We start from the raw sequence: 21,132 nt of genomic DNA, 5'->3' as shown, positions 1-21,132 counted from the left end.
ACGCCGAAGCACCGGTGCCCGCCGGGTCGCCGGTAAGCTGGGCCGCCGTGAGCACAAGCCGTTCCACCGCGACCCGACGGGCCGATCTGCGCCTGGCCGAGGTGGTCGCCGTGCTTGAGGAGCGGTTCCCGCCGGCCTGGGCCGAGCAGTGGGACCGGGTCGGCCTGGTGGTCGGCGACCCGGCCGCACCGGTACGCCGGATCAGTTGCGTGGTGGACTGCGTACCCGAGACCGTCGCCGAGGCCCTGGCGGCCGGTGCGGACCTGATCGTGGCGCACCACCCGCTGCTGCTGCGCGGCGTCTCGTCGGTGGCCACCGACACCTACAAGGGCCGGATCGTGCACGACCTGATCCGCAACGGCGCCGCGCTGTACGTCGCACACACCAATGCGGACGTCGCCGACCCCGGGGTGTCCGACGCGCTCGCCGCCCGGCTCGGCCTGACCGACCTGCGCCCGCTGGTCCCGGCCGCCGGGCCGGCCGCCGGCGCCGGCCGGGGCACGGGCCGCATCGGCCGGCTGACCCGACCGGTACGGCTGGCCGAGCTGACCCGGCTGGCCGCCGCGGCGCTGCCGGCGACCACCTGGGGGTACGCGCGGCCGGCGACCCGGACCGGATGATCGCCACCCTGGCGGTCTGCGGCGGTGCCGGCGACCCGCTGCTCGCCCCGGCCACCGAGGCCGGGGTGGACGCGTACCTCACCGCCGACCTGCGGCACCACCCGGCCAGCGAGCACCTCGCGGCCGGCGGTCCGGCGCTGCTGGACGCCGCACACTGGGCCACCGAGCGGCCCTGGCTGGACGACCTGGCGGGCTTCCTGCGTGACCGCTTCGAGCTGCCGGTGACGGTCTCCGACCTGGTCACCGACCCGTGGACCGGGCACGCCGGATCCGCCGTACCCCGACCGACAAGGAGGCCACGTGAAGGCCGACCCGCAAGACCAGCGCCGGCTGCTCGACCTGCAGGCCGTCGACACCGCGCTCGCCCAGCTCGCACACCGGCGCCGGACCCTGCCCGAGCACGCCGAGCTGGACGCCCTGGCCCGGCAGCTGTCGGCGATGGAGGACGAGCGGGTACGCGCCCAGGTCGCGGTGGACGACCTCGACCGCGACATCGCGCGGCTGGAGAACGACGTCGAGCAGGTCCGCAACCGCGCCGAGCGCGACCAGGCCCGGTTGACCATGGGCTCCGGCCCGGCCCGCGAGCTGGAGGCGTTGCAGCACGAACTCGCCTCCCTCAAGCGGCGGCAGGGTGAGCTGGAGGACGCCGAACTGGAGCTGATGGAGCAGCGGGAGACCGCGCAGGGCGTGCTGGACGGCGTCCGGGACCGGCTGACCACCGCCGCGAACACCCGCGCCGAGACCGAGCGGCGCCGCGACGAGACGCTCGCGGAGATCGCCAAGGAGGAGCAGTTCCGCACGGCTGCCCGGCAGCCGCTGGTGGCGGACCTGCCGGACGAACTGGTCGCGCTCTACGACCGGATCCGGGAGTCCTCCGGCGGGCTCGGTGCCGCGCTGCTGCGCTCCGGCCGCTGCGGCGGCTGCCGGATCGAACTCTCCGGTGCCGACCGGGCCAGGATCAAGGCGGCGCCGCCGGACGAGGTGGTGCGGTGCGAGGAGTGCCGGCGCATCATGGTCCGGACCGCCGAGTCGGGGTTGTAGCCGATGGCGGTCGACCGGGTCGTGGTGGAGGCCGACGGCGGTGCGCGGGGCAATCCCGGCCCGGCCGGTTACGGCGCGGTGGTGCGCGACGACCGGGACGGCCAGGTGCTGATCGAACGGTCCGACGCGATCGGCGTGGCCACCAACAACGTGGCCGAGTACCGCGGCCTCATCGCCGGCCTGGAGGCGGCGGCCGAGTTGGGCGCCTCCCGGGTCGCCGTGCGGATGGACTCCAAGCTGGTGGTCGAGCAGATGTGCGGTCGCTGGCAGATCCGCAACCAGGGCCTGCGCCCGCTGGCCGCGCGGGCCGCCGCCCTGGTCAGCCGGTTCGCGGCGGTGGACTTCGAGTGGGTGCCCCGGGACCGTAACCGGCACGCCGACGCGCTGGCCAACGCCGCGATGGACCAGGCCGCGTCCGGGTCCGCCGGGTCCGCCGGGTCCGCCGGGTCTCGTACGAACGGGTCCGCCGCGAACGGGTCGGCCGCGGAGGCCGATCCGGGGCCGCGGGCCGGCGCCCCGGTGTCCTGGGAACCGCGGCCGTCCAGCACCGCGACCCGGCTGCTGCTGGTGCGCCACGGCGAGACCGAGTTCACCGCCCGGCGGCGGTACTCCGGCCGCGGCGACGTACCGCTGACCGACCTGGGGCGGCGGCAGGCCGCCGCCGTGGCCGGCCGGGTGGCCGGGCTCTGCGCGCAGGTCGCGGCCGTGGTCAGCTCGCCGCTGGGCCGGTGTACGGCCACCGCCCGCAGCATCGCCGCCGCCACCGGTGATCCGCCGCTGGTGATCCGCGACGACCTGATCGAGTGCGACTTCGGGGAGTGGGAGGGGCGGACCTTCGCCGAGGTTCACGAGCGCTGGCCGGCCGAGCAGGCCGACTGGCTCGGCTCGCCGGCCGTCGCGCCGCCCGGCGGCGAGTCGTTCGTCGAGGTCGCCACCCGGGTACGCCGGGCCGTGGCGGATCTGGTGGCCGCGTACCCGAAGGCCACCATCGCGGTGGTCTCGCACGTCTCGCCGATCAAGCTGATCCTGCGCGACGCCCTCGCCGCGGGCGACTCGTTCCTGCACCGGCTGTACCTCGATGCCGCCGGCCTGTCGGTGGTCGACTACTGGCCGGACGGCGGGGTGGCGGTCCGTAGCGTCAACGAGGTCGCCCACCTGGCCGACTGAGCGGGTCCCAAAGACCCTCGCTGGCCTGCCGTTCGGCGCAGGCCAGCGGCCGTTCGGCGCAGTGCCGCCGGGCTGATACGTGACGGGCGTCACTACGTCGATACCCTCCGGGCCGTTAATTCGATCTACGGCTTTCACAAGGAGGTGTGGCAGATGGGTGAATCCGTTGCGGGCGAACCGCCGCGGCCGGCCGATCCCGACACCGCTGGCAGCGGTCCGCTTGGCGGCGATCCCGCGCAGACGGCCCTGTCGGAGGCGAAGGACCGCAGCCCGTGGAACTGGCTGCTCTTCGTGCCGATCGTCGTGCCGCTGATCACGCCGCTGTTCAACCGGGACGCGCCGCGGCTGCTCGGCTTCCCGACCTTCTACTGGCTGCAACTGGCCTTCATCGTGCTCGGCGTCGCCACCACCACGGTGGTCTACCAGATGACCAAGAAGCGGAGGTGAGCGCCGTGTGGAAGGACCACCTCACCGAGATCATCGTCTTCTCGCTGCTGTTCCTCCTGGTCAGCGCGATGGGGTTCGTGGCGGCCCGGTGGCGCGCCCCGAACGACATGGCCCACCTCGACGAGTGGGGGCTGGGCGGGCGCAGCTTCGGCGGCTGGATCACCTGGTTCCTGGTCGGCGGTGACCTCTACACCGCGTACACCTTCGTGGCCGTGCCGGCCCTGATGTTCGGCGCGGGCGCCGCCGGGTTCTTCGCGGTCCCGTACACGATCATCATCTACCCGCTGGTCTTCCTCGTGCTGGTCCGGCTCTGGTCGGTGTCGCACCGGCACGGGTTCGTCACCCCGGCCGACTTCGTCCGGACCCGGTTCGGCTCGCCCACCCTGGCGCTGCTGGTGGCGATCACCGGCATCGTGGCCACCATGCCGTACATCGCGCTCCAACTCGTCGGCATCGAGGCGGTCCTCAAGACCATGGGGGTGACCGGCGACAACGCGATCGCCCGGCACCTGCCGATCATCCTCGCGTTCGCCATCCTGGCCGCCTACACGTACCAGTCCGGACTGCGGGCGCCGGCGCTTATCGCGTTCGTCAAGGACTCGCTGATCTACATCGTCATCCTGGTGGCGATCCTCTGGCTGCCGCACAAGCTGGGCGGCTGGAGCTCGATCTTCGACGCCGCGGACGCCAAGTTCAAGGCGACCCCGTCACCCGCCGACGGCATCGTGCTCAACGCCAACAACCAGGTGCAGTACATCACCCTGGCCTTCGGCTCGGCGCTCGCGCTGTTCCTCTACCCGCACAGCCTCACCGGGGTGCTGGCCAGCAAGAACCGCGACGTGATCAAGCGGAACATGTCCGCGCTGCCGGCGTACAGCCTGCTGCTCGGTCTGATCGCGCTGCTCGGCTTCATGGCCATCGCCGCCGGGGTGAAGCCGCTGCCCGGGGCGAAGCCCGGCACCGCGGACAGCAACACGGTCGTCCCGCTGCTGTTCGACATGCAGTTCCCGGACTGGTTCGCCGGGGTCGCGTACGCGGCCATCGGGATCGGTGCGCTGGTGCCGGCGGCCATCATGTCGATCGCCGCGGCCAACCTGTTCACCCGCAACATCTACAAGGAATATCTGAAGCGGGACGCCACCGCCGCCCAGGAGGCGACCGTCGCGAAGATCGCCTCGCTGGTCGTGAAGGTCGGCGCGGTGGCCTGCATCGTCTTCCTCGACCCGCAGTTCTCCATCGACCTGCAGCTCATCGGGGGCATCATCATCCTCCAGACGCTGCCCGCGGTGGCGCTCGGCATCTACACCCGGTGGTTCCACCGGGGCGGCCTGATCGCCGGCTGGGTCGCCGGAATGGGCATGGGAATGTGGATGCTCTACCAGATCGGCAACCCGACCACCGGCAAGAAGCACTTTGCCGGCTCGGCCTTCCCGCTGTCCGAGTTCGGCTTCGACACCAAGAAGACGATCTACGTCGGCATCGTGGCGGTCCTGGTCAACCTGCTGGTCGCGGTGCTGGTGACGCTGGCCCTGCGGGCCGGCAGGGTGGCCGACGGCCCGGACGGCACCACGCACGACGACTACTTCGCCGACGAGGGTGACCCCCGGGTCACCCCCGGCGGCCGGGAGGACGCCGAGGCGGCTCCCGAGCCGGTTGCCTGATCCGGGGCGAGGGAGAGGGGTCGCCTGCCCGTCCCGTCCGGGGCGGCAGGCGACCCTTTCGGGCCTCGGCGCCCGGCCCGGCTCGGTGCTGGTCCGGCCCGGTGCTGGTCCGGCCCGGTGCTGGTCCGGCCCGGTGCTGGTCCGACCCGGTCGCGGTCCCGGCGCGCGGTCGCGGGGCGCTCGGCCGCCGGCCTAACGCAGGGCACGGTAGAGCAGCAGCAGGCCGATCCCCGTACCGAAGATCACGATCACGGCCTTGAGCACCGCGGGCGCCAACCGGCGGGCGAGCCGGGCGCCCGCGTACCCGCCCACGATGGTGGCCGGCACCAGCACGGCGACGGCCACCCAGTTCACCGGGCCGAACAGCCCGAACACGACCACTGTGGAGAGTCCCACCAGGGCCGACAGGAGATTCTTGACCGCCGTCACCCGGACCAGCGTCTCGTCCAGCACCAGCGCCAGGCCGGCCACCAGCATCACGCCCAGCGCCGCGCCGAAGTACCCGCCGTACACCGATCCGGCCGCGACCATGAGCTGCACCGTGACCGCCCGGCGGCGCGGGCTGAGCTCGGCGGGGTGACCGACCAGCCGGCGCAGCCGGGACTGGAACGCCAGCGCCGCCGAGGCGCCCAGCACCAGGAACGGCACCACCAGCTCGAACGCCCGGGCCGGGGTGACCAACAGCAGCGCGCTGCCGGCCAGCGCGCCGAGCACCGCGGTCGGGATCAGCGGCAACAGCCGGCGGCGCTCCGGCAGATCCTGCCGGCTGCCCGCCACACTCGACAGGTACCCCGGAGACACCGAGATCGAGTTGGTCACGTTCGCGGCCACCGGGTGCAGGCCGATCGCGATGAGCGCCGGGAAGGTGATCAGCGAGCCGCCGCCGGCGACGGCGTTCATCACGCCCGCCGCCAGCCCCGCGACCACCAGCAACGCCGCCTGGGAAAGATCCATGGTGAGCCGAGGTTAGGACGTGCACCCTCGATCTACAAGCAGGCCACGGCGGGTCCGGACCACGTCGCAGGCCCGCTTCGCGGCGCCGTCTCCGCCGGGCCGGGTCCTCCTCGGGTCCTCCTTGGGCGGACCCCGGCGATCCCTCCGGTGTCCAAGATCCCCGAACCCATCCCCCGACGCGGCCGTCGGGGGCGACGATGGTCGGGCACGCATCGTCGTTAGGATGGGTGACCGACGGACGAGTCGACCGGGCGGTCGCGTCGAGCGGGTCTCCGGACCCGGTCGCCGAGGAACGTCCGGACTCCACAGGGCAGGGTGGTTGCTAACGGCAACCCGGGGTGACCCGCGGGACAGTGCCACAGAAAACAGACCGCCGCGCCCGACTGGGCACGGTAAGGGTGAAACGGTGGGGTAAGAGCCCACCAGCATCCCGGGTGACCGGGATGGCTCGGTAAACCCCACCCGGAGCAAGGCCAAGAAGGGGCCGGTCGTCGCAGGACGACCGCCCCGCGCAGGCGTTCGAGGGCGGCCCGCCCGATGCCTGCGGGTAGGCCGCTGGAGCCTGCCGGCGACGGCAGGCCGAGATGGATGGCCGCCACCGGCCCCACCGGCAACGGTGCGGACCGGTCACAGAATCCGGCGTACAGGTCGACTCGTCCGTCGCCCACCAGCTCAGCGCCGTGATCATGGCTCTGAGCTGGTTCTATGTCCGGGTGTCGATGGTCGTCGTCGGTCAACTTTGGCCGGCGGTTGACGCCCTGTGGACGCCCTGACGCCCTGGAGACGCCCTGAGCGCGGAACTCAGTTGACCTTGCCTCGGATCGGGCCGGCTGCGCCGTCGTAGGGCCTTTCCGGTTGCCGCTGAGGGTTTCCGGAGCGGAGCCGGCGGCTGCGGGGAGGGGTCAGGCACGTCCTGGCGGTGAAGATGGTGCCGCGACCAGGTGACTCGGTGGCAAGCCAGTCCCGGGGTTGGACTGGCGCGGCAGCCGGAAGCCCCGACCATGCGATCAGGCCGACCCGCCGGCTTCCGTCACGGCCTTGCGAGGGCTGGTTCCTGGCTGTGGTGGGGGCGGTGTCCCGGCGACTGTCGGTGGCTTCCCGCCCCGGTGCCGAAGGCGACCGGGGCGGCTTGCCGCCGGCCGGGCTTGCCGCCCCGCACCGCGCGGAGCGCGGTGCCTTGATCTACTAGAGATTAAATCGGCAGCTGCTTAGAGGGTGTCTCAGGTGGCGGTCGGCTGATCTTCGTGGTAGATCGTTTCTACTGTGGACGAGCGGTTGATCGAGCAGTGGATGCCTGAGGAGTTATGGAACCTGGCGGCTCCGTTGATCCCGCCGCCGCCTCGGCGTCGTCAGGGCGGAGGGACGCCGCCGATCGATGCGCGGGCGGTGTTCGCCGCGATCGTGTACGTCCTGACCACCGGTTGCGCCTGGCGGCATCTGCCGCCGGGGTTCGGGGTGTCCCGAGCTACGGCGCATCGCCGGTTCCAGGCGTGGACAGCCGCCGGTCTGTGGCGGCGGTTGCACGTCGCCGCGTTGGACCAGCTCGGCGCGCAGGGGTTGATCGACTGGTCCCGGGCCACCGCCGACGCCGCCTACGTGCGGGCGAAAAGGGGGCGCTCTGACCGGTCCGAGTCCGGTCGACCGGGGCAAGCCCGGCAGCAAGATCCACGCCCTGTCCGAGCGCGGCGGGCTGCCGCTGTCCGTGGGCGTGTCCGCGGCGAACACCCACGACAGCCGCTGCCTGGAATCGCTCGTCCAGGCCATCCCCGCCATCCGTTCTCGCCGTGGCCCCCGGCGCCGACGCCCGGACAAGCTGCACGCCGACAAAGGCTACGACTACCCCCACCTGCGCCGCATGCTCCGCCAGCGCGGCATCCGCCCCCGCATCGCCCGACGCGGCATCGAATCGGCCAACCGCCTCGGCCGGCACCGGTGGGTCATCGAACGGACCTTCGCCTGGTTCACCGCTACCGCCGGCTGACCATCCGCTACGAACGCGACCCCGGCCTGTACTGCGCATTCGTCACCCTCGCCGCCGCCCTGACCTGCCACAAGCGCTACCTCAAACTCACCACCTGAGACACGCTCTTAGCGAGTTAGTAGCCAAAGTCCTACAACGATCGTAGTCAAAGTTGCAGGTATCGCAACGACGCTGCCTGAGAAGAGGATACGACGCCAGGGCGCGACGACCCTATAGAAGGGTTCTAGATTCATGTCGTACGGCGCAATATCCGGTATGGCGCTAGGGTCGCAAAGTCGTCGAGCGGCAGCGGCGTGGAGTTGACGGAAAAGTCTTTCCTGTCTGAGGTAGTATGCGTCGAGGCCCCAGAATGCTAAGGCGGGGGCCAGTGCCAGAAGTGATGCGATCGATCTCTGATTGCTTTGAGTGCTGAAAAGAACAAATGTGGCCGAGACTAGTGTTACCGACCATCCGCGAATTGTGAAGGAGTTTTGGGATAGCCGGTCAATGACTGCCTGGATCGTGTCAATATGGCGAAGACGCAACTCTGTTTCGTTGTCCACGCTATGCCTCGCTGATTCGTCAGAGATGTTGGGATTAGGTCCGCTCGGCGATCATTCGAGACAGAATCTCTGCGTGCGCGGCAGCCTGTTGTATTAGGTCGCCCTCGGGATCAAATTCCAAGCCACCCCTTTGGCGCGTCGTGTCAAAGGAGGTCGGTGGGACCTTCGTGGACCAGATTGGTACCACTTCGCCGGGTTCGATGCGATTCTCGAACTGGCTAGACTCGAAGAGCGTCCAACGCTTCTTTCCGTACATCTCTCCTAGAACTGCAACGACACAGCGCGAGTCGGATGCATAAATTGGCCCCATGTAGGTTTCAATATCTTGCCCTAAGAATCGGTGCTGCTCGGCGAAGTCGTAGAATACGCTATGTCCGTTGTCTTCGAGACGGTTCCGGAGATTCTCGGCGTACGCGCGATCTTCGCCGGCAAAGGAAAGCGCGAAGTCGTAGTTCTCCTTATAGTCAATCTTGGTAAATCCTACGTCGCGCACAAACTGCGGCCATGAAATGTTGCGCAGATAGAAGATCAGTAGGGGGTTCTCTACTGCGAGCACTTTGGAGTCAGGGTCGAAGTGGAGAATCTCTGCAATATCGGACTTCTCGGTCAGCTTCGCAAGGTATCCTTGCTCTAGCACTACCCCTACACTTGCCTTCTCGTTCGGGTGCTTCCTCATCTCGTCTTGAATTGAGATGCTCCATGATTCAGATTCGGAAAGCCATTTGAGGATGTGGAGATAGGGGGCGCGGCCGCTGGGGCGGAACTTGGTGCCGCGCGCGAAACTCCTGACGGCTGGCCCGAATCTTTCTTTCTGTCGCTCAACTACGCGTCGTTGAATTGCGGCGTAGGACGTACTGATAGATTGCCGGTTCTGTGCTTTTTCTGTAACCTCCGCTTGTACGCAAGCATCCCAGCAGAGGAGTTGGGCCAGGTAAAAGCTTCCTCGCGCCTTTTCGATAATCAAATCTCTGGCATCGAGCTGAACGTTCAATGCCGTTTCTCCCGCCGAGACGAGTTCTTCGATCTTCGAGGCTGGCTCAACTTCGAACCTGATTATGTCAATCCGATTGGAGAGATCTGGGGCGGACTTTATGAGCGCTCTTCCTGCGTCATTAATTCCGATTACCACGAGTTTTCGCCGAGTGTGTTCCATGTCGGCAGTTACTTTCAGTAGATCGGCGATCCTTGCTTTCGTTGAATCAGTCAGGCGATGAAAGTCATCGACTATGACTGTGCCGAAGTCTCCAAGCTCTGGCAGCATCTCGATGTATTCGATGTCTGCCGGCACCCGGGCGCTGAGCTTAACTACTGAGCCATCAAGCCCGAGTTCCTCCAGAACCTTTGTTGCGGCAGTGGACTTGCCGATCCCGGAAGGCCCTTCTACTACCACCCCTCGTCCTGGCGTCCGAAGTGCCACCTTTAAGCGGTTGAATTCGGATGGTCTTACAAAGGTGTAGCTGGGAACGCCTGAGATCTTGAATACGTCTTCTAGATAGGGGATGGCCACGAAACGATGATAGACGGCTCGGTCTAGGAGGGAGAACTCTCCAGGGGTGGCCTGCTGGCTTCCGGCTCTGTCTGAGGCGCTTACCTGGTCAGAGGTTCGACGGGGCTGCAACAGTGGGTTGCGACAGTGGACTACGCCTCGTTGGGGACAGATCCGCATGCCCCATGGTGGCCGTGACGTAGCTTGCAGCGGCAGCCGCCGATGATCAATCGGTCACAGGTTACTCGATGATGGCTCTTCGAAGTTGAGCGGGGTTCGTGGCTTAGGTGACCCGGATGTGAAGGGCTCGCAGCCCATCGGTGATCATGTGAGTGTCTAAGTCGGATGGTCACAAGTGAAGAGCTGCGAGCATGGTCAACGATACGACCCGGCTGCTGGGTCTGGACGGCCTGGTGGCCGAACGGGTCGAGCTGGACGCCGCAGGCGTCCCGGTGGTGGATCTTTCCACTGGTTCTGAGCAGGCACGATGCTGCCTGGTGTTTGGGCAGCGGGCGATGCGGGTGAGGCAGTGGACCCCGACTCGGCCGCGGGATCTGCCGGTCGCCGGGCGGCCGGTTCGGATGCGCTGGCGTAAACGCCGCTGGTACTGCCCGACACCGTCCTGCTCGCGTAAGTCGTTCACCGCGCAGGTCGAGCAGGTTCCGGCGCGGGCCCGGCTGACCACCCGGCTGCGGCAGGCGGCCGGAGCGGCGGTCGCCGACGGCAGCCACACGATCGTGCAAGCCGCCCGTGACCTGGGGCTGTCCTGGCCGGTCGTGCACGCGGCGTTCACCGCGCATGCCGCCGCGGTGCTGCCGGCCGAGCCTGAGCCGGTGAGCGTGCTGGGCATCGACGAGGTCCGCCGGGGTAAGCCTCGCTGGAACTTCGACGAGGTCACCCAGGCGTGGACCACCACCGTCGACCGCTGGCACGTGGGCTTTGTCGATCTGGCCGGCGGGCAGGGCCTGCTCGCGCAGGTCGAGGGCCGCACCAGCAAGGCGGTGACCGACTGGCTCACTGCCCGTCCCGCCGTCTGGCGTGAGCAGGTCCAGGCCGTCGCGATCGACATGTGCACCGTGTTCAAAGTCGCGATCCGCGAAGCCCTGCCGCACGCGCTGCTGGTCGTGGACCACTTCCAGATCGTGCAACTGGCCAACCGGGCCGTCACCGAAGTCCGCCGCCGCATGACGATGACCCACCGCGGTCGCCGCGGCCGTGCCAGGGATCCGGAATGGCAGCAACGCAATCGGCCCGCTCGGCAGCCCGGATGCGCGCCGAGCACGTCGACCGGCATGGTGAGACCGCCGTGTGCGGACCGGAGCCGTACGAGCAGGTCCAGGATTGTCGCACCGGTACGCGAGTCGAGGTTGCCGGTGGGCTCGTCGGCGAGCAGGAGCCGGGGCCGGCCGATGAGTGCCCGGGCGATAGCGACACGCTGCTGCTGGCCGCCGGACAACTCGCCCGGCAGGGCGTTTTCCCGTCCGGCCAGGCCAACCGCCTCAAGCAGGTCGTGGGCCCGCGCGACCTTGTCGAAGGCGACCCGGTGAGGCACGAGCGGCGCGAGTACGTTGTCGAGCGCGGTCAGGGCCGGAAGACGGTGGTAGCGCTGGAACACGGAGCCCACGTCCCGGAGGTAGGTTGTTGAGGCGGGCGCCGCGCAGTGTTGTCATGTCGGCGCCGTCGACGAGGATGGACCCTCGGCGCCGCGACCTCGACTCTCGGGATCCGCCGTATCCGCTCGTACCGGGCGATGCTGATGCCGCCGAACCGGCCCGAAAGAAAGCTCGGGCGAACCAGACTGCGCTCCTGCTCAAGGGGGCTCTGCGCGCCCGCCGGCCGCACCAGAATCCGGCCGCACCAGAATGTCGTACGCCGAGCGGGCATCCGCCCGGACCACACCGGTCACCCCGAGCCGCGCGCTCTCGGTGCTTCCGGTGAGTACCGTGAAGCCGGTGGTAGCAGCCAGAATGCCGAGGAACAACGCACTTGCCCGGCCGAGTCGGTGCCGCACCTGGGCGACGACCATCCGCAGTAGCGCCCGGAACGGCGCAGGTACGGCGCGTTCGGCGCTGCGGGTGGAAGTTGCCCCGCCGCAACTAGGATCCTGGGGTGGCTCGTGCAGAGGTCTTCACGGATGAGCAGCGGTTGCGCCGCATCGAGGCGGTGACGGATGCCACGCTGTCCCGGCTCGACGTGGCGGACCTCTTCGACGAGTTGCTGGACCGGGTGCGCGACCTGCTCCGGGTCGACACGGCGGTCATTCTCCTGCTGGATGCCCGCGCCCAGCAGCTCGTGGCCACCGCGGCCAGGGGGCTGGAGGAGGAGGTGCGGCAGGGGTTCCGGCTCTCCGTCGGCCGCGGCTTTGCCGGCCGGGTCGCGCTGACGCGCCGGCCGCTGATCATTCCGAACGTCACCGCGAGCGACGTGGTCAACCCGATTCTGTTGGAGGCCGGCATCCGGTCCCTGCTGGGGGTGCCGATCATCGCCCGCGGGGACCTGATCGGCGTGCTGCACGTCGGTACCCTCCGGCCGCGCCGGTTCACCCCCGACGACGTACGGCTGCTGGAGCTGGTCGCCGACCGGATCAGTCTGGCCAGTCGGGCTCGGGCGAGCAGCCTGGACCAGGCCGCCGCGCTGGCGTTGCAGCGCAGTCTGATCCCGACCGAGCTGCCCGACGTACCCGGGTTGGAGCTGGCCGCCCGGTACGTGCCGGGCCATGCCTGCGGGGTGGGTGGCGACTGGTACGACGTTTTCACCCTGCCGTCCGGTTGGCACGGCGTGGTGGTGGGCGACGTGTCGGGGCACGGGCTGCAATCGGCGGTGGTGATGGGCCGGGTGCGCAGCGCGCTGCGGGCGTACGCGCTGGTCTGCGACGATCCGGCGGAGGCGCTGACGCTGCTGGACCGCAAGGTGGTGCACTTCGAGGCGGGCAGCCTGACCACCGCGCTCTACGCGATGATCTCCCCGGACGGTGCGACGCTGCGCATCTCGCTGGCCGGACATCCCCGCCCGGTGCTGGCGCTTCCCGGTCGGCCGAACGGGCTGCTCGCCGGGCACATCGATCCGCCGCTCGGGATCGGCCGCCAGCATCCGTGCCGGCACACCACCACCGTCGACTTCCCGCCCGGCGCCGTCCTGGTCTCCTACACCGACGGGCTCGTCGAGCGCCGGGGCGAGGTGTTCGACGACGGGGTGGACCGGCTGTTGGCCGCGATTCCGCTGGCCCCCGCCGAAACGGTCACCGCGACCGTGATGGCGACGCTGGACACCGAACATCCGGCCGACGATATCGCCCTGCTGGCCATCCGCCGGCTGCCCGAGCGGCACGGCACGGCCTGACCGGCAGGGCACGGACCGGCAGGGCACGGACCGACCGGCAGGGCACGGCCCGAGCGGCCGGTGCCGGCGCCGCGGTTACTCGCTCATCCCGGCGGGATCGGTACGCACATGGTGCATGGTCCAGCCGCCCCGCGGGTCCGGCCCGGCGCGCTCGTACAGGTGGTCGCCGGGTGCGTCGTGTCCACGCAGCACCCAGCGGGCCGGCGGCCGGCCGTCGGGGTCGGCCGGCAGGTCCTGCCGTACGCCGTCGGCCGGGCCGCCGATGAACAGGGTGCTCACGCCGCTCATCCGCCACTTCCCGTGGTCGAGGATCCGGAGAGATCCGGCCTAGTTGTCGGCGAACCACGCCGCGGGCTGGTCGGCCAGCGCGTGTTCGATGGTCAGCCGGGCGTGCTCGTCCAGGTCGGGCAGCCGGTCCAGGGGTACCCACCGGACGTCGGTCGACTCGTCGTCGTTGACCCGCGCCTCGCCGCCGAGCTTGCGGCAGCGGTACCCGATGTTGAGGTACTGGCAGTGGTCGCCGTTGGGGTACCGGTGCGGGTGCGCCCAGACGCTGGAGACGCGTTCGGGCGCGACCAGCACGCCGGTCTCCTCCTCGACCTCGCGGACGACGGCCTGGGCCGGCTGTTCGTGGGGTTCGACGAACCCGCTGATCACCGACCACCGTCCGTCGTCGGCCCGCCGGCCCAGCAGCAGCTCGCCGTGCTCGTTGAGGACCACGGCGCTGACGCTGGGCAACCAGAGCAGGTCGGTGCCGACGTGCTTGCGCATCCGGACGATGTAGTCGGGTATCGCCACGCGGCGACACTAACCGAGCGGCCGTCCGCAGCGTCGAACCAGCGATCACCCGGCGTGCCGGCCGGCACCGGCCGCCCGCGGCGGCGGATGTGGCGGCGGACGCGCGGGTGGGGCAGGGCCGGTGTGCCGGCGCGTACCGGATCGGTCGGTTCGGCCGGTTCAGCCGACGACGGCGAGTTCGCGGCGGACCGCCGCGAACTCCGCGGCCAGTTCGGCGTCGATCCGCGCCGCCCGGTCCTCGGTCAGCACGATCCGCGGGTCCCGGTGCGGCCGGGCCTCGACGAGCCGGGCGCGCAGCCCGGACGGCGGGTGGCTGGCGAACAGCGACACGTCCCGCCGGATCGACAACTGGCGCCGCAGCGGGAGCTGGGCGGCGCTCTCGACCCGGGTGTTGGCCACCACGGCACGCCAGTCCGCCGGACCCAGACCGGCCCGCGCCTCCCGGCACACCATCATCTGCACGACGTCCATCCCGACCAGGGTGTCCATCAGGCCGACCGCGGCGGTGCTGCCGGCGGCGACGCTGGCCAGCTCGTCCGCGCGGTACTCGGCCCGCTGGCCGTCCCGCAGCCCCACCCAGAGCAGCAGCAGGTGGCCGGCGAGCACCAGCCGGGACAGCGTCCAGAGCACGACCCGGGAGACCAGGTCGGTGAGGAGGCCGATCAGCCCGCCGCCCGGGTTGTGCGTGGACACCGGGCTGAGGATCTGGGCGGCGTGGCCGAGCATCGTGAACGCCGGCTGGGTGAGCAGCCCGCGCCGGATGTCGCCGTTGGCGAAGTGGCCCAGTTCGTGACCGAGCAGCGCGACGCGCTCCTGCGGTGCCAGCGCCGCCCACAGCGGCAGCCCCAGGCAGAGCACCCGGCGCCGGCGCGGCCCCACCGCGCTGGTGTACGCCGAGAAGCTCTCGTCGACGGCCACGACGTGCGGCGGGGGCACGCCCACCACGTCCGCCACCTCCCGGATGAGCCGGTGCAGCTCGGGCGCCCGGTCGGCGTCCACGACCCGGGCCAGCGGGTGCAGCCGGCCCAGCCGGGGCCGCATCAGCACGGCGGTGGCCAGCCCGAGGGCGGCCAGCACGGTGTACAGCGACAGCAGCGGGTAGCGCCAGAGCAGCCAGCAGGAGGCGGCGACGAGCGCGGCGAAGGCGCCGAGCAGCAGCACCGAGGCGACCACCAGGACGATCCGGGCCGCGCCGTACCGGGACCGGCCGCCGGCCGCCGCGGCCAGCTCGGCGTACTGCCGGCGGCTCAGCCGGTACGCGATGCCCCGCAGTCGCCGGTCGACCCAGACCCAGCCGAACTCCGGATCGGTGCTGGCTTCGTCGTACCGGTCGAGGTTCCATTCGCAGTGTCCGCACCAGGGCGTCGCGCTGCCGAGCGACACGGTGGGCCGGGCGCAGCGGGCGCAGGCGGCGGGCGTGGACGCTGCCGCGGCGGAAGTTTTGCCTACCACGGCCGCCTATTTTCCGGATGCCCGTGATGATCCGGCAGGGTCCGTTCGGACGATGTTCCGGCGGTCCGGGGGCAATGATTTTCCTTGGCGCGCAACGGCTTTGGCGGGTACGGGTGGCTTTCTCGAATTCCTCACCTGCGAAAACGTCGCCGGTCTATTGTGGAAGTGGTGCCGTATTTTGCGCGAATCGGTGGCGCCGATGCGTGACGCAGTGCACAGTATTCCCATGAGCGACAGCGGACGTGGCGCGCAGTACTTCTGGTGCACGCGACACCATCGGGTTGAAACCGAGGCCGACGTCTGCCCCGCCCGGTACGTCCTGGGCCCCTACGCCAGCGCCGCCGATGCGGCGAACGCGCTGGAGCAGGTGCGGGAACGTAACGAGGCGTGGGATGCGGAGGACGTCCGTTGGGCCGGGGAGGAGAGGTAGGTCGACGCGGCAAGGGTCCGCGTCGAGGGAACTTCGGCGCCTGGGAACGACCAGGGCCCGGAGAGCATGTTCCTAGGAGGAACCCAGATGGCCGAAGCAGCAGGGGCCACCACCCGGCCGGCGACGAAGCGCGCCGCCACCAGGAAGACCGCGGGCACCGGTAGGGGCACCGCCGCAGCGGCGGCCCGGCGGACGTCCGCCAAGAAGGCGTCCGCGAAGAAGACGACCGCGGCGGCCAAGAAGGCGCCGGCGAAGAAGGCGACGACCACGCGGGCGACAGCCAGGAAGACGACCGCGAAGAAGACGGCGGCGGCCAAGAAGGCACCGGCCCGCAAGACCACGACCACGCGGACGACGGCCAAGAAGGCACCGGCCCGCAAGACGGCGGCGAAGAAGGCGCCGGCCCGCAAGACGGCGACCGCCAAGAAGGCGCCGGCCCGCAAGGCGCCGGCCCGCAAGGCGGCGACCGCCAAGAAGGCGCCGGCGAGGAAGGCCACGTCCACCCGGACCGGCACGAGCGCGGCGGCGAAGAAGGCGCCGGCCCGCAAGGCGACGACCGCCAAGAAGGCGCCGGCGAGGAAGGCCACGTCCACCCGGACCGGCACGAGCGCGGCGGCGAAGAAGGCGCCCGCCCGCACGACCAGCGGTAGCACGGCCCGCAAGGCGGCCGGCACCGCCGCGCGCAAGACGGCCACCGCGGCTCGCAAGACCGCCGCCTCGGCCCGGAAGACCGCCACGGCCGCCAAGACGGCCACCGCCCGCAAGAGCGCGGCGACCAAGTCCGCCACCAAGCGGGCGCCGGCGAAGAAGACGACGGCGGCCAAGCGGGCGCCGGCGAAGAAGGCGCCCGCCAAGAGGACCAGCGCCGCCGCGAACGCCGGATCCACCCGGCCGAGCATGCGCAAGGCCGCGGTGGGCAAGAAGGCGCCGGCCAAACGGGTCGGCGTGAGCGCCGGCTCCGGGATGGCCGCCCGGCGGGCCGGATCGAGCAGCCCGGCCAAGCGGGTCGGCACCCGGTCGGCCACCAGCCAGGGGGCGCCCACCCGCAAGATGACCGCCCGCCGGTCGCCGGGCCAGCAGGCCGCGGGCCAACTGGCGCCGGCCAAGCGGGCCGTACGCGCCAGCCGGCGCATGATCGGCTGACCCGCCGCCCGCTCGGCCCGGGGTTCCGGGTCGAGCGGGCGGCCGCCGGCGCTGGTAAGAAGGACCCGTGGTGATCAGACGGGTCGTGGCGCCCCGCATCGACTTCGCGGCGCTGCGCCGTGAGCTGGACCTGCCCGAGCGGTTCCCGCCCGCGGCGCAGCGCGAGGCGGACGAGTCCGCCAGCCATCCGCCCAAGCCGGTGGCGGACCGCACGGACATCCCGTTCGTCACGATCGACCCCGCCGGCTCCACCGACCTCGACCAGGCGATGTGCCTGCTGCGCCGGGCCGGCGGCGGCTACCGGGTGCACTACGCCATCGCCGACGTGGCCGCGTTCGTACCCCGGGTGGCGCCCTGGAGGCCGAGACCTGGCATCGCGGCCAGACCGTCTACCTGCCCGACGGCCGGGTGCCGCTGCATCCGGAAACGCTCAGCGAGGGCGCCGCGAGCCTGCTGCCCGGGGTGGACCGGCCCGCCGTGCTCTGGACGATCGACCTGGACCCGGCCGGTGCCACCGTCGCCGTGGACCTCCGGCGTGCCCTGGTGCGCAGCCGCGCGAAGCTGGACTACCGCGGCGCGCAGGCCGACGCGGACGCCGGGCGGCTGGCCGAACCGATCGCGCTGCTGCCGGAACTCGGCACCCTGCTGCTGGAACGCGGCCTCGACCGGGGCGCCATCAACCTGCCGCTGCCGGAGCAGGAGGTGGAGCCCGACGGCGACGGTTGGCGGTTGGTGCTGCGCGCGACCACCCCGCTGGAGGACCACAACGCCCAGATCTCCCTGCTGACCGGGATGGCCGCGGCGCAGATCATGCTCGCCGGGCGGGTGGGGCTGCTGCGCACGATGCCCGACCCCGACCCGGCCGCGGTCGACCGGCTGCGCGCGGCGGCCGTCGCGCTGGGCATCGACTGGCCGGCGGACACCAGCATCGGCCGGCTGCTCAGCACCGTCGACCCGGCGCAGCCCCGGGCCGCCGCGTTCCTCGACCAGGCCGCCGAGCTGATGCGCGGCGCGGGCTACGCGGCGCTGGACGGGCAGGTGCCGGCCGAACACCGGCACGGCGGGGTGGCGGCCGCGTACGCCCACGTCACCGCGCCGCTGCGGCGGCTGGCCGACCGGTACGCCACCGAGGTCTGCCTGGCGTTGCACGCCGGCGCCGAGGTGTCGGAGCAGGTCCGGGCGGCGTTGCCGCGACTGCCCGCGGCGATGTCCGGCTCGGACCGGCTGGCCTCGACCGCGGGGCGGGCGGCGGTGGACCTGGCCGAGGCGGTGCTGCTGCGCGACCGGGTCGGCGAGGTCTTCGAGGCGGCCGTGGTGGACGTCACGACCGGTGGCCGCAACGGCCGCAACGGCGGCGGCGGGACGGTGGCGCTGACCGACCCGCCGGTACGGGCCAGGTGTGACGGAGACCTGCCGCTGGGCCGGCGGGTGCCGGTCCGCCTGGTCACCGCCGACCCGGACCAGCGCAAGGTCCGGTTCGAGCGGGCCTGAGCCGCCGCGGGGGTATCCCGGGATCCGGCCGGGTTTGCAAGGATGGCGGGCATGGCATACGACGCGAGTTCGTTCCCCGACGTCACCGGACTGACCCTGGCCATCATCGGCGGCACCGGTGACCAGGGGCGTGGGCTGGCGTACCGGTTCGTCCGGGCCGGGCAGCGGGTGCTGATCGGTTCCCGGTCGGCCGAGCGGGCCGGCCAGGCCGCCGCCGAGATCGCCGCGCTGCCCGGCCTGCCGGCCGGGACCGAGGTGGCCGGCATGGCGAACGCGGACGCGGCGGCCGGCGCCGACGTGGTCATCATCGCCGTGCCGTGGGACGGGCACGGCGACACCGTGGCGCAGCTCCGCGAGCCGCTGGCCGGCAAGATCGTCATCGACTGCGTCAACCCGCTCGGCTTCGACAAGCACGGGCCGTACCCGCTGCCGGTGCCCGAGGGGAGCGCGGTGCAGCAGGCCGCGGCGCTGCTGCCGGAGTCGCGGGTGTGCGCGGCGTTCAACCACGTCAGCGCGCCGCTGCTGGCCGATCCCGAGGTCGACCGGATCGACCTGGACGTGCTGATCTGCACCGAGGACCGGGAAGTGGCCGGCGTGGTGGCCGCGCTGGCGGCCCGGATCGAGGGCATGCGGGGCATCTACGCGGGGCGGCTGCGCAACGCCCACCAGATCGAGGCGTTCACGGCGAACCTCATCGCGATCAACCGGCGCTACAAGACGCACGCCGGGATCCGGGTGACCGACCTCTGAGGCACCGGTGCACGACGATCTGGGCACGCCGCTGTCGCTGCCGGCGCCGCCGCGGCGGGTGGTCTCCCTCGTCCCGTCGCTGACCGAGGCGATCGCCGTCACCGCGCCGGAACTGCTGGCCGGCGCGACGGACTACTGCACCCATCCGGCCGGCCTCGACGTACCCCGGGTGGGTGGCACCAAGTACCCGGACCTGGAGCGCATCCTGGCGGCCGACCCGGACCTGGTGGTGGCCAACGCCGAGGAGAACCGCCGGGAGGACGTCGAGGCGCTGCGGGCGGCCGGCGTACCGGTGTGGGTGACCTTTCCCCGCACCCTGGACGCGGCGCTGGTCTCGCTCGACCGGCTGCTGGCCGCACTGGGCCGGACCACCGGACCGCCCTGGCTGGCCGCGGCCCGCGCCGCCTGGGCGGCCCCGCCGGTACCGGCCGGCCGGCGCCGGGCGGTCGTGCCGGTCTGGCGCCGGCCGTGGGTGGTGCTCGGTTCCGGTACGTTCGCGGGCGACCTGCTGGCCCGGCTCGGCGTGCGGAACTGCTACGCCGACGCGGCGCAGCGGTATCCGCGGCCGGCCCTGAGCGAGCTGCTCGACCAGCGGCCGGAGCTGGTGGTGCTGCCGGACGAGCCGTACCCGTTCAGCGACCGGGACGGACCCGAGGCGTTCGCGGGCATCCCCGCCGCGCTGCTGTCCGGCCGGCACCTGACCTGGTACGGCCCGTCGCTGGCGGAGGCGCCGGCGCTGCTGGCCGCCCAACTCGCCGCCGCGAACCCGCGTTGATCGGGGCGCTCGTCGCGCCGCCGGCGCGACGAGCGCCCCGATCGACAGCGCGGGGCGGAGGCGGTCAGAAGGTGTGCTCGGCGGCCGGGAACTGGCCGTCCCGGACCTCGCTGGCGAACTGCCGGGTCGCCTCGGTGAGCGCGCCCGCGAGGTCGGCGTAGCGCTTCACGAACCGCGGCATCCGGCCCGACCGCAGGCCGGCCATGTCCTGCCAGACCAGCACCTGCGCGTCGGTGTCCGGACCCGCCCCGATGCCCACGGTCGGGATCGGCAGTTGCGCGGTGATCCGCTTGGCCACCTCGCCGGGGACCATCTCCAGCACCACGGCGAACGCGCCGGCCTCGGCCACGGCGCGGGCGTCCGCGATCACCTCCTCGGCCGCGTCGCCCCGACCCTGCACCCGGTAGCCGCCGATGGCGTGCTCGCGCTGCGGCGTGAAGCCGACGTGCGCCATCACCGGTATCCCGGCGCCGCTGATCGCGGCGATCTGCGCGGCGCACCGCCGGCCGCCCTCCAGTTTCACCGCGTGGCAGCCGCCCTCCTTCATGAACCGGACCGCGGTGCGCAGCGCCTGCGTGGGGCCCTCCTCGTACGAGCCGAACGGCAGGTCGCCGACGACCAGGGTGTGCCGGGTGGACCGGACCACGGCGCGGACCAGCGGCAGCAGTTCCTCGGCGGTCACCGGCACGGTCGTCTCGTAGCCGAAGACGTTGTTCGCCGCCGAGTCGCCGACCAGCAGCACCGGGATGCCGGCCTGGTCGAAGATCGCGGCCGTGTACTGGTCGTACGCGGTGAGCATCGGCCACCGTTCGCCGCGCTCCTTGGCGGCGAGCAGGTCGCGGGTTCGCACCCGCCGGGTGGCCGGGCCGCCGTACAGCGCGGTCACCTCGGCGGGGGTGGACTCCACCATGACTGTCTCCTTCCTCGAGGCCGCGTCCGCGGTCCCCGGGCTCCGGGGCGGGCGCCGCGGCCGGCCGCGGGCCGCGCGGATCGCCGCGCCGCTCGCGGAAGGCCACGCCGGCCGTCCCAGGGCCGATGGTCGCACCGGGTACGGG

General features: G+C 71.5%; 16 protein-coding genes, 1 other RNA gene and 5 pseudogenes. 14 read left to right on the top strand and 8 right to left on the bottom strand.

Features of this window, described 5'->3' with window-relative positions; all coding sequences use genetic code 11:
* Positions 1 to 101 precede the first annotated feature (101 nt).
* The 5 genes and pseudogenes from CIK06_RS21160 to mctP form a co-directional block, all read left to right on the top strand.
* A pseudogene (locus CIK06_RS21160) lies at positions 102 to 928 on the top strand (Nif3-like dinuclear metal center hexameric protein); the annotation flags it as partial.
* The gene (locus CIK06_RS21155) at positions 921 to 1,661 is read left to right on the top strand and encodes a zinc ribbon domain-containing protein (RefSeq protein ID WP_095566280.1); all 741 of its coding nucleotides are present in this window, start codon (positions 921 to 923) and stop codon (positions 1,659 to 1,661) included. The pseudogene CIK06_RS21160 and the gene CIK06_RS21155, both read left to right, overlap by 8 nt.
* 3 nt (positions 1,662 to 1,664) lie before the next feature.
* Positions 1,665 to 2,828 carry a bifunctional RNase H/acid phosphatase gene (locus tag CIK06_RS21150; RefSeq protein ID WP_095566279.1) on the top strand — a complete coding sequence of 388 codons (1,164 nt, stop codon included), beginning with the start codon at positions 1,665 to 1,667 and terminating at the stop codon, positions 2,826 to 2,828.
* A 246-nt stretch (positions 2,829 to 3,074) separates the two neighbouring features.
* Entirely contained in the window at positions 3,075 to 3,275 is a 201-nt protein-coding gene (locus CIK06_RS21145; protein ID WP_232534354.1) for a DUF3311 domain-containing protein, read from the top strand.
* A 5-nt stretch (positions 3,276 to 3,280) separates the two neighbouring features.
* On the top strand, positions 3,281 to 4,936 hold the full coding sequence (gene mctP, locus CIK06_RS21140; protein WP_095568011.1) for a monocarboxylate uptake permease MctP: 1,656 nt from the start codon (positions 3,281 to 3,283) through the stop codon (positions 4,934 to 4,936).
* 192 nt (positions 4,937 to 5,128) lie between these two features.
* On the opposite strand, the gene CIK06_RS21135 is transcribed toward mctP, so the two are convergent.
* Positions 5,129 to 5,890, bottom strand: a complete 762-nt coding sequence (locus tag CIK06_RS21135; RefSeq protein WP_095566277.1) for a sulfite exporter TauE/SafE family protein — start codon at positions 5,888 to 5,890, stop codon at positions 5,129 to 5,131.
* A gap of 239 nt (positions 5,891 to 6,129) precedes the next feature.
* On the opposite strand from CIK06_RS21135, the gene rnpB reads away from it, so the two are divergent.
* Both rnpB and CIK06_RS21125 read left to right on the top strand, forming a co-directional pair.
* Positions 6,130 to 6,550: RNase P RNA component class A (gene rnpB / locus CIK06_RS21130), an RNA gene on the top strand.
* A 630-nt stretch (positions 6,551 to 7,180) separates the two neighbouring features.
* Positions 7,181 to 7,969, top strand: a pseudogene (locus tag CIK06_RS21125) (IS5 family transposase).
* A 478-nt stretch (positions 7,970 to 8,447) separates the two neighbouring features.
* Here the strand turns inward: CIK06_RS21125 and CIK06_RS21120 are convergent.
* Entirely contained in the window at positions 8,448 to 9,920 is a 1,473-nt protein-coding gene (locus CIK06_RS21120; RefSeq protein WP_157756879.1) for a TIR domain-containing protein, read from the bottom strand.
* Positions 9,921 to 10,270: 350 nt separating this feature from the next.
* On the opposite strand from CIK06_RS21120, the pseudogene CIK06_RS21115 reads away from it, so the two are divergent.
* Positions 10,271 to 11,047, top strand: a pseudogene (locus tag CIK06_RS21115) (transposase); the annotation flags it as partial.
* A 155-nt stretch (positions 11,048 to 11,202) separates the two neighbouring features.
* Here the strand turns inward: CIK06_RS21115 and CIK06_RS21110 are convergent.
* Both CIK06_RS21110 and CIK06_RS21105 read right to left on the bottom strand, forming a co-directional pair.
* Positions 11,203 to 11,713, bottom strand: a pseudogene (locus CIK06_RS21110) (ABC transporter ATP-binding protein); the annotation flags it as partial.
* Positions 11,710 to 11,925, bottom strand: a complete 216-nt coding sequence (locus tag CIK06_RS21105; RefSeq protein ID WP_232533768.1) for a hypothetical protein — start codon at positions 11,923 to 11,925, stop codon at positions 11,710 to 11,712. The gene CIK06_RS21105 and the pseudogene CIK06_RS21110, both read right to left, overlap by 4 nt.
* 83 nt (positions 11,926 to 12,008) lie before the next feature.
* Between CIK06_RS21105 and CIK06_RS21100 the strand changes: the two genes are divergently transcribed.
* The gene (locus CIK06_RS21100) at positions 12,009 to 13,238 is read left to right on the top strand and encodes a PP2C family protein-serine/threonine phosphatase (protein WP_095566275.1); all 1,230 of its coding nucleotides are present in this window, start codon (positions 12,009 to 12,011) and stop codon (positions 13,236 to 13,238) included.
* Between the two features lie 75 nt (positions 13,239 to 13,313).
* Here the strand turns inward: CIK06_RS21100 and CIK06_RS21095 are convergent, their stop codons facing one another.
* From CIK06_RS21095 to CIK06_RS21085, 3 genes are all read right to left on the bottom strand, one after another.
* Complete coding sequence (locus tag CIK06_RS21095; protein WP_095566274.1) at positions 13,314 to 13,526, bottom strand: hypothetical protein; 213 nt, start codon at positions 13,524 to 13,526, stop codon at positions 13,314 to 13,316.
* A 39-nt stretch (positions 13,527 to 13,565) separates the two neighbouring features.
* Positions 13,566 to 14,036, bottom strand: a complete 471-nt coding sequence (locus CIK06_RS21090; protein ID WP_095566273.1) for an NUDIX domain-containing protein — start codon at positions 14,034 to 14,036, stop codon at positions 13,566 to 13,568.
* A 159-nt stretch (positions 14,037 to 14,195) separates the two neighbouring features.
* Entirely contained in the window at positions 14,196 to 15,419 is a 1,224-nt protein-coding gene (locus CIK06_RS21085) for a M48 family metalloprotease (protein WP_232533767.1), read from the bottom strand.
* A 34-nt stretch (positions 15,420 to 15,453) separates the two neighbouring features.
* Between CIK06_RS21085 and CIK06_RS31545 the strand changes: the two genes are divergently transcribed.
* The 5 genes and pseudogenes from CIK06_RS31545 (at position 15,454) to CIK06_RS21055 (ending at position 20,077) form a co-directional block, all read left to right on the top strand.
* Entirely contained in the window at positions 15,454 to 15,918 is a 465-nt protein-coding gene (locus CIK06_RS31545; protein WP_232533766.1) for a hypothetical protein, read from the top strand.
* Between the two features lie 87 nt (positions 15,919 to 16,005).
* Complete coding sequence (locus CIK06_RS32205) at positions 16,006 to 17,061, top strand: hypothetical protein (protein ID WP_198347954.1); 1,056 nt, start codon at positions 16,006 to 16,008, stop codon at positions 17,059 to 17,061.
* A 67-nt stretch (positions 17,062 to 17,128) separates the two neighbouring features.
* Positions 17,129 to 18,552: pseudogene (locus CIK06_RS21065) on the top strand (RNB domain-containing ribonuclease).
* A 51-nt stretch (positions 18,553 to 18,603) separates the two neighbouring features.
* Positions 18,604 to 19,302 (top strand): NADPH-dependent F420 reductase, encoded by a 699-nt coding sequence (npdG, locus tag CIK06_RS21060; protein WP_095568010.1) that lies wholly within the window; start codon positions 18,604 to 18,606, stop codon positions 19,300 to 19,302.
* A gap of 7 nt (positions 19,303 to 19,309) precedes the next feature.
* Positions 19,310 to 20,077 (top strand): helical backbone metal receptor, encoded by a 768-nt coding sequence (locus CIK06_RS21055; protein WP_232533765.1) that lies wholly within the window; start codon positions 19,310 to 19,312, stop codon positions 20,075 to 20,077.
* A gap of 64 nt (positions 20,078 to 20,141) precedes the next feature.
* On the opposite strand, the gene panB is transcribed toward CIK06_RS21055, so the two are convergent.
* Complete coding sequence (panB, locus tag CIK06_RS21050) at positions 20,142 to 20,987, bottom strand: 3-methyl-2-oxobutanoate hydroxymethyltransferase (RefSeq protein ID WP_095566268.1); 846 nt, start codon at positions 20,985 to 20,987, stop codon at positions 20,142 to 20,144.
* Positions 20,988 to 21,132 lie beyond the last annotated feature (145 nt).

It is taken from the genome of Plantactinospora sp. KBS50 (assembly GCF_002285795.1).
In the GTDB taxonomy this organism is placed as follows: Bacteria; Actinomycetota; Actinomycetes; order Mycobacteriales; family Micromonosporaceae; genus KBS50.
The sequence above is the reverse complement of the archived record's forward strand: the minus strand, read 5'-3'. Positions and strand labels throughout refer to the sequence as shown.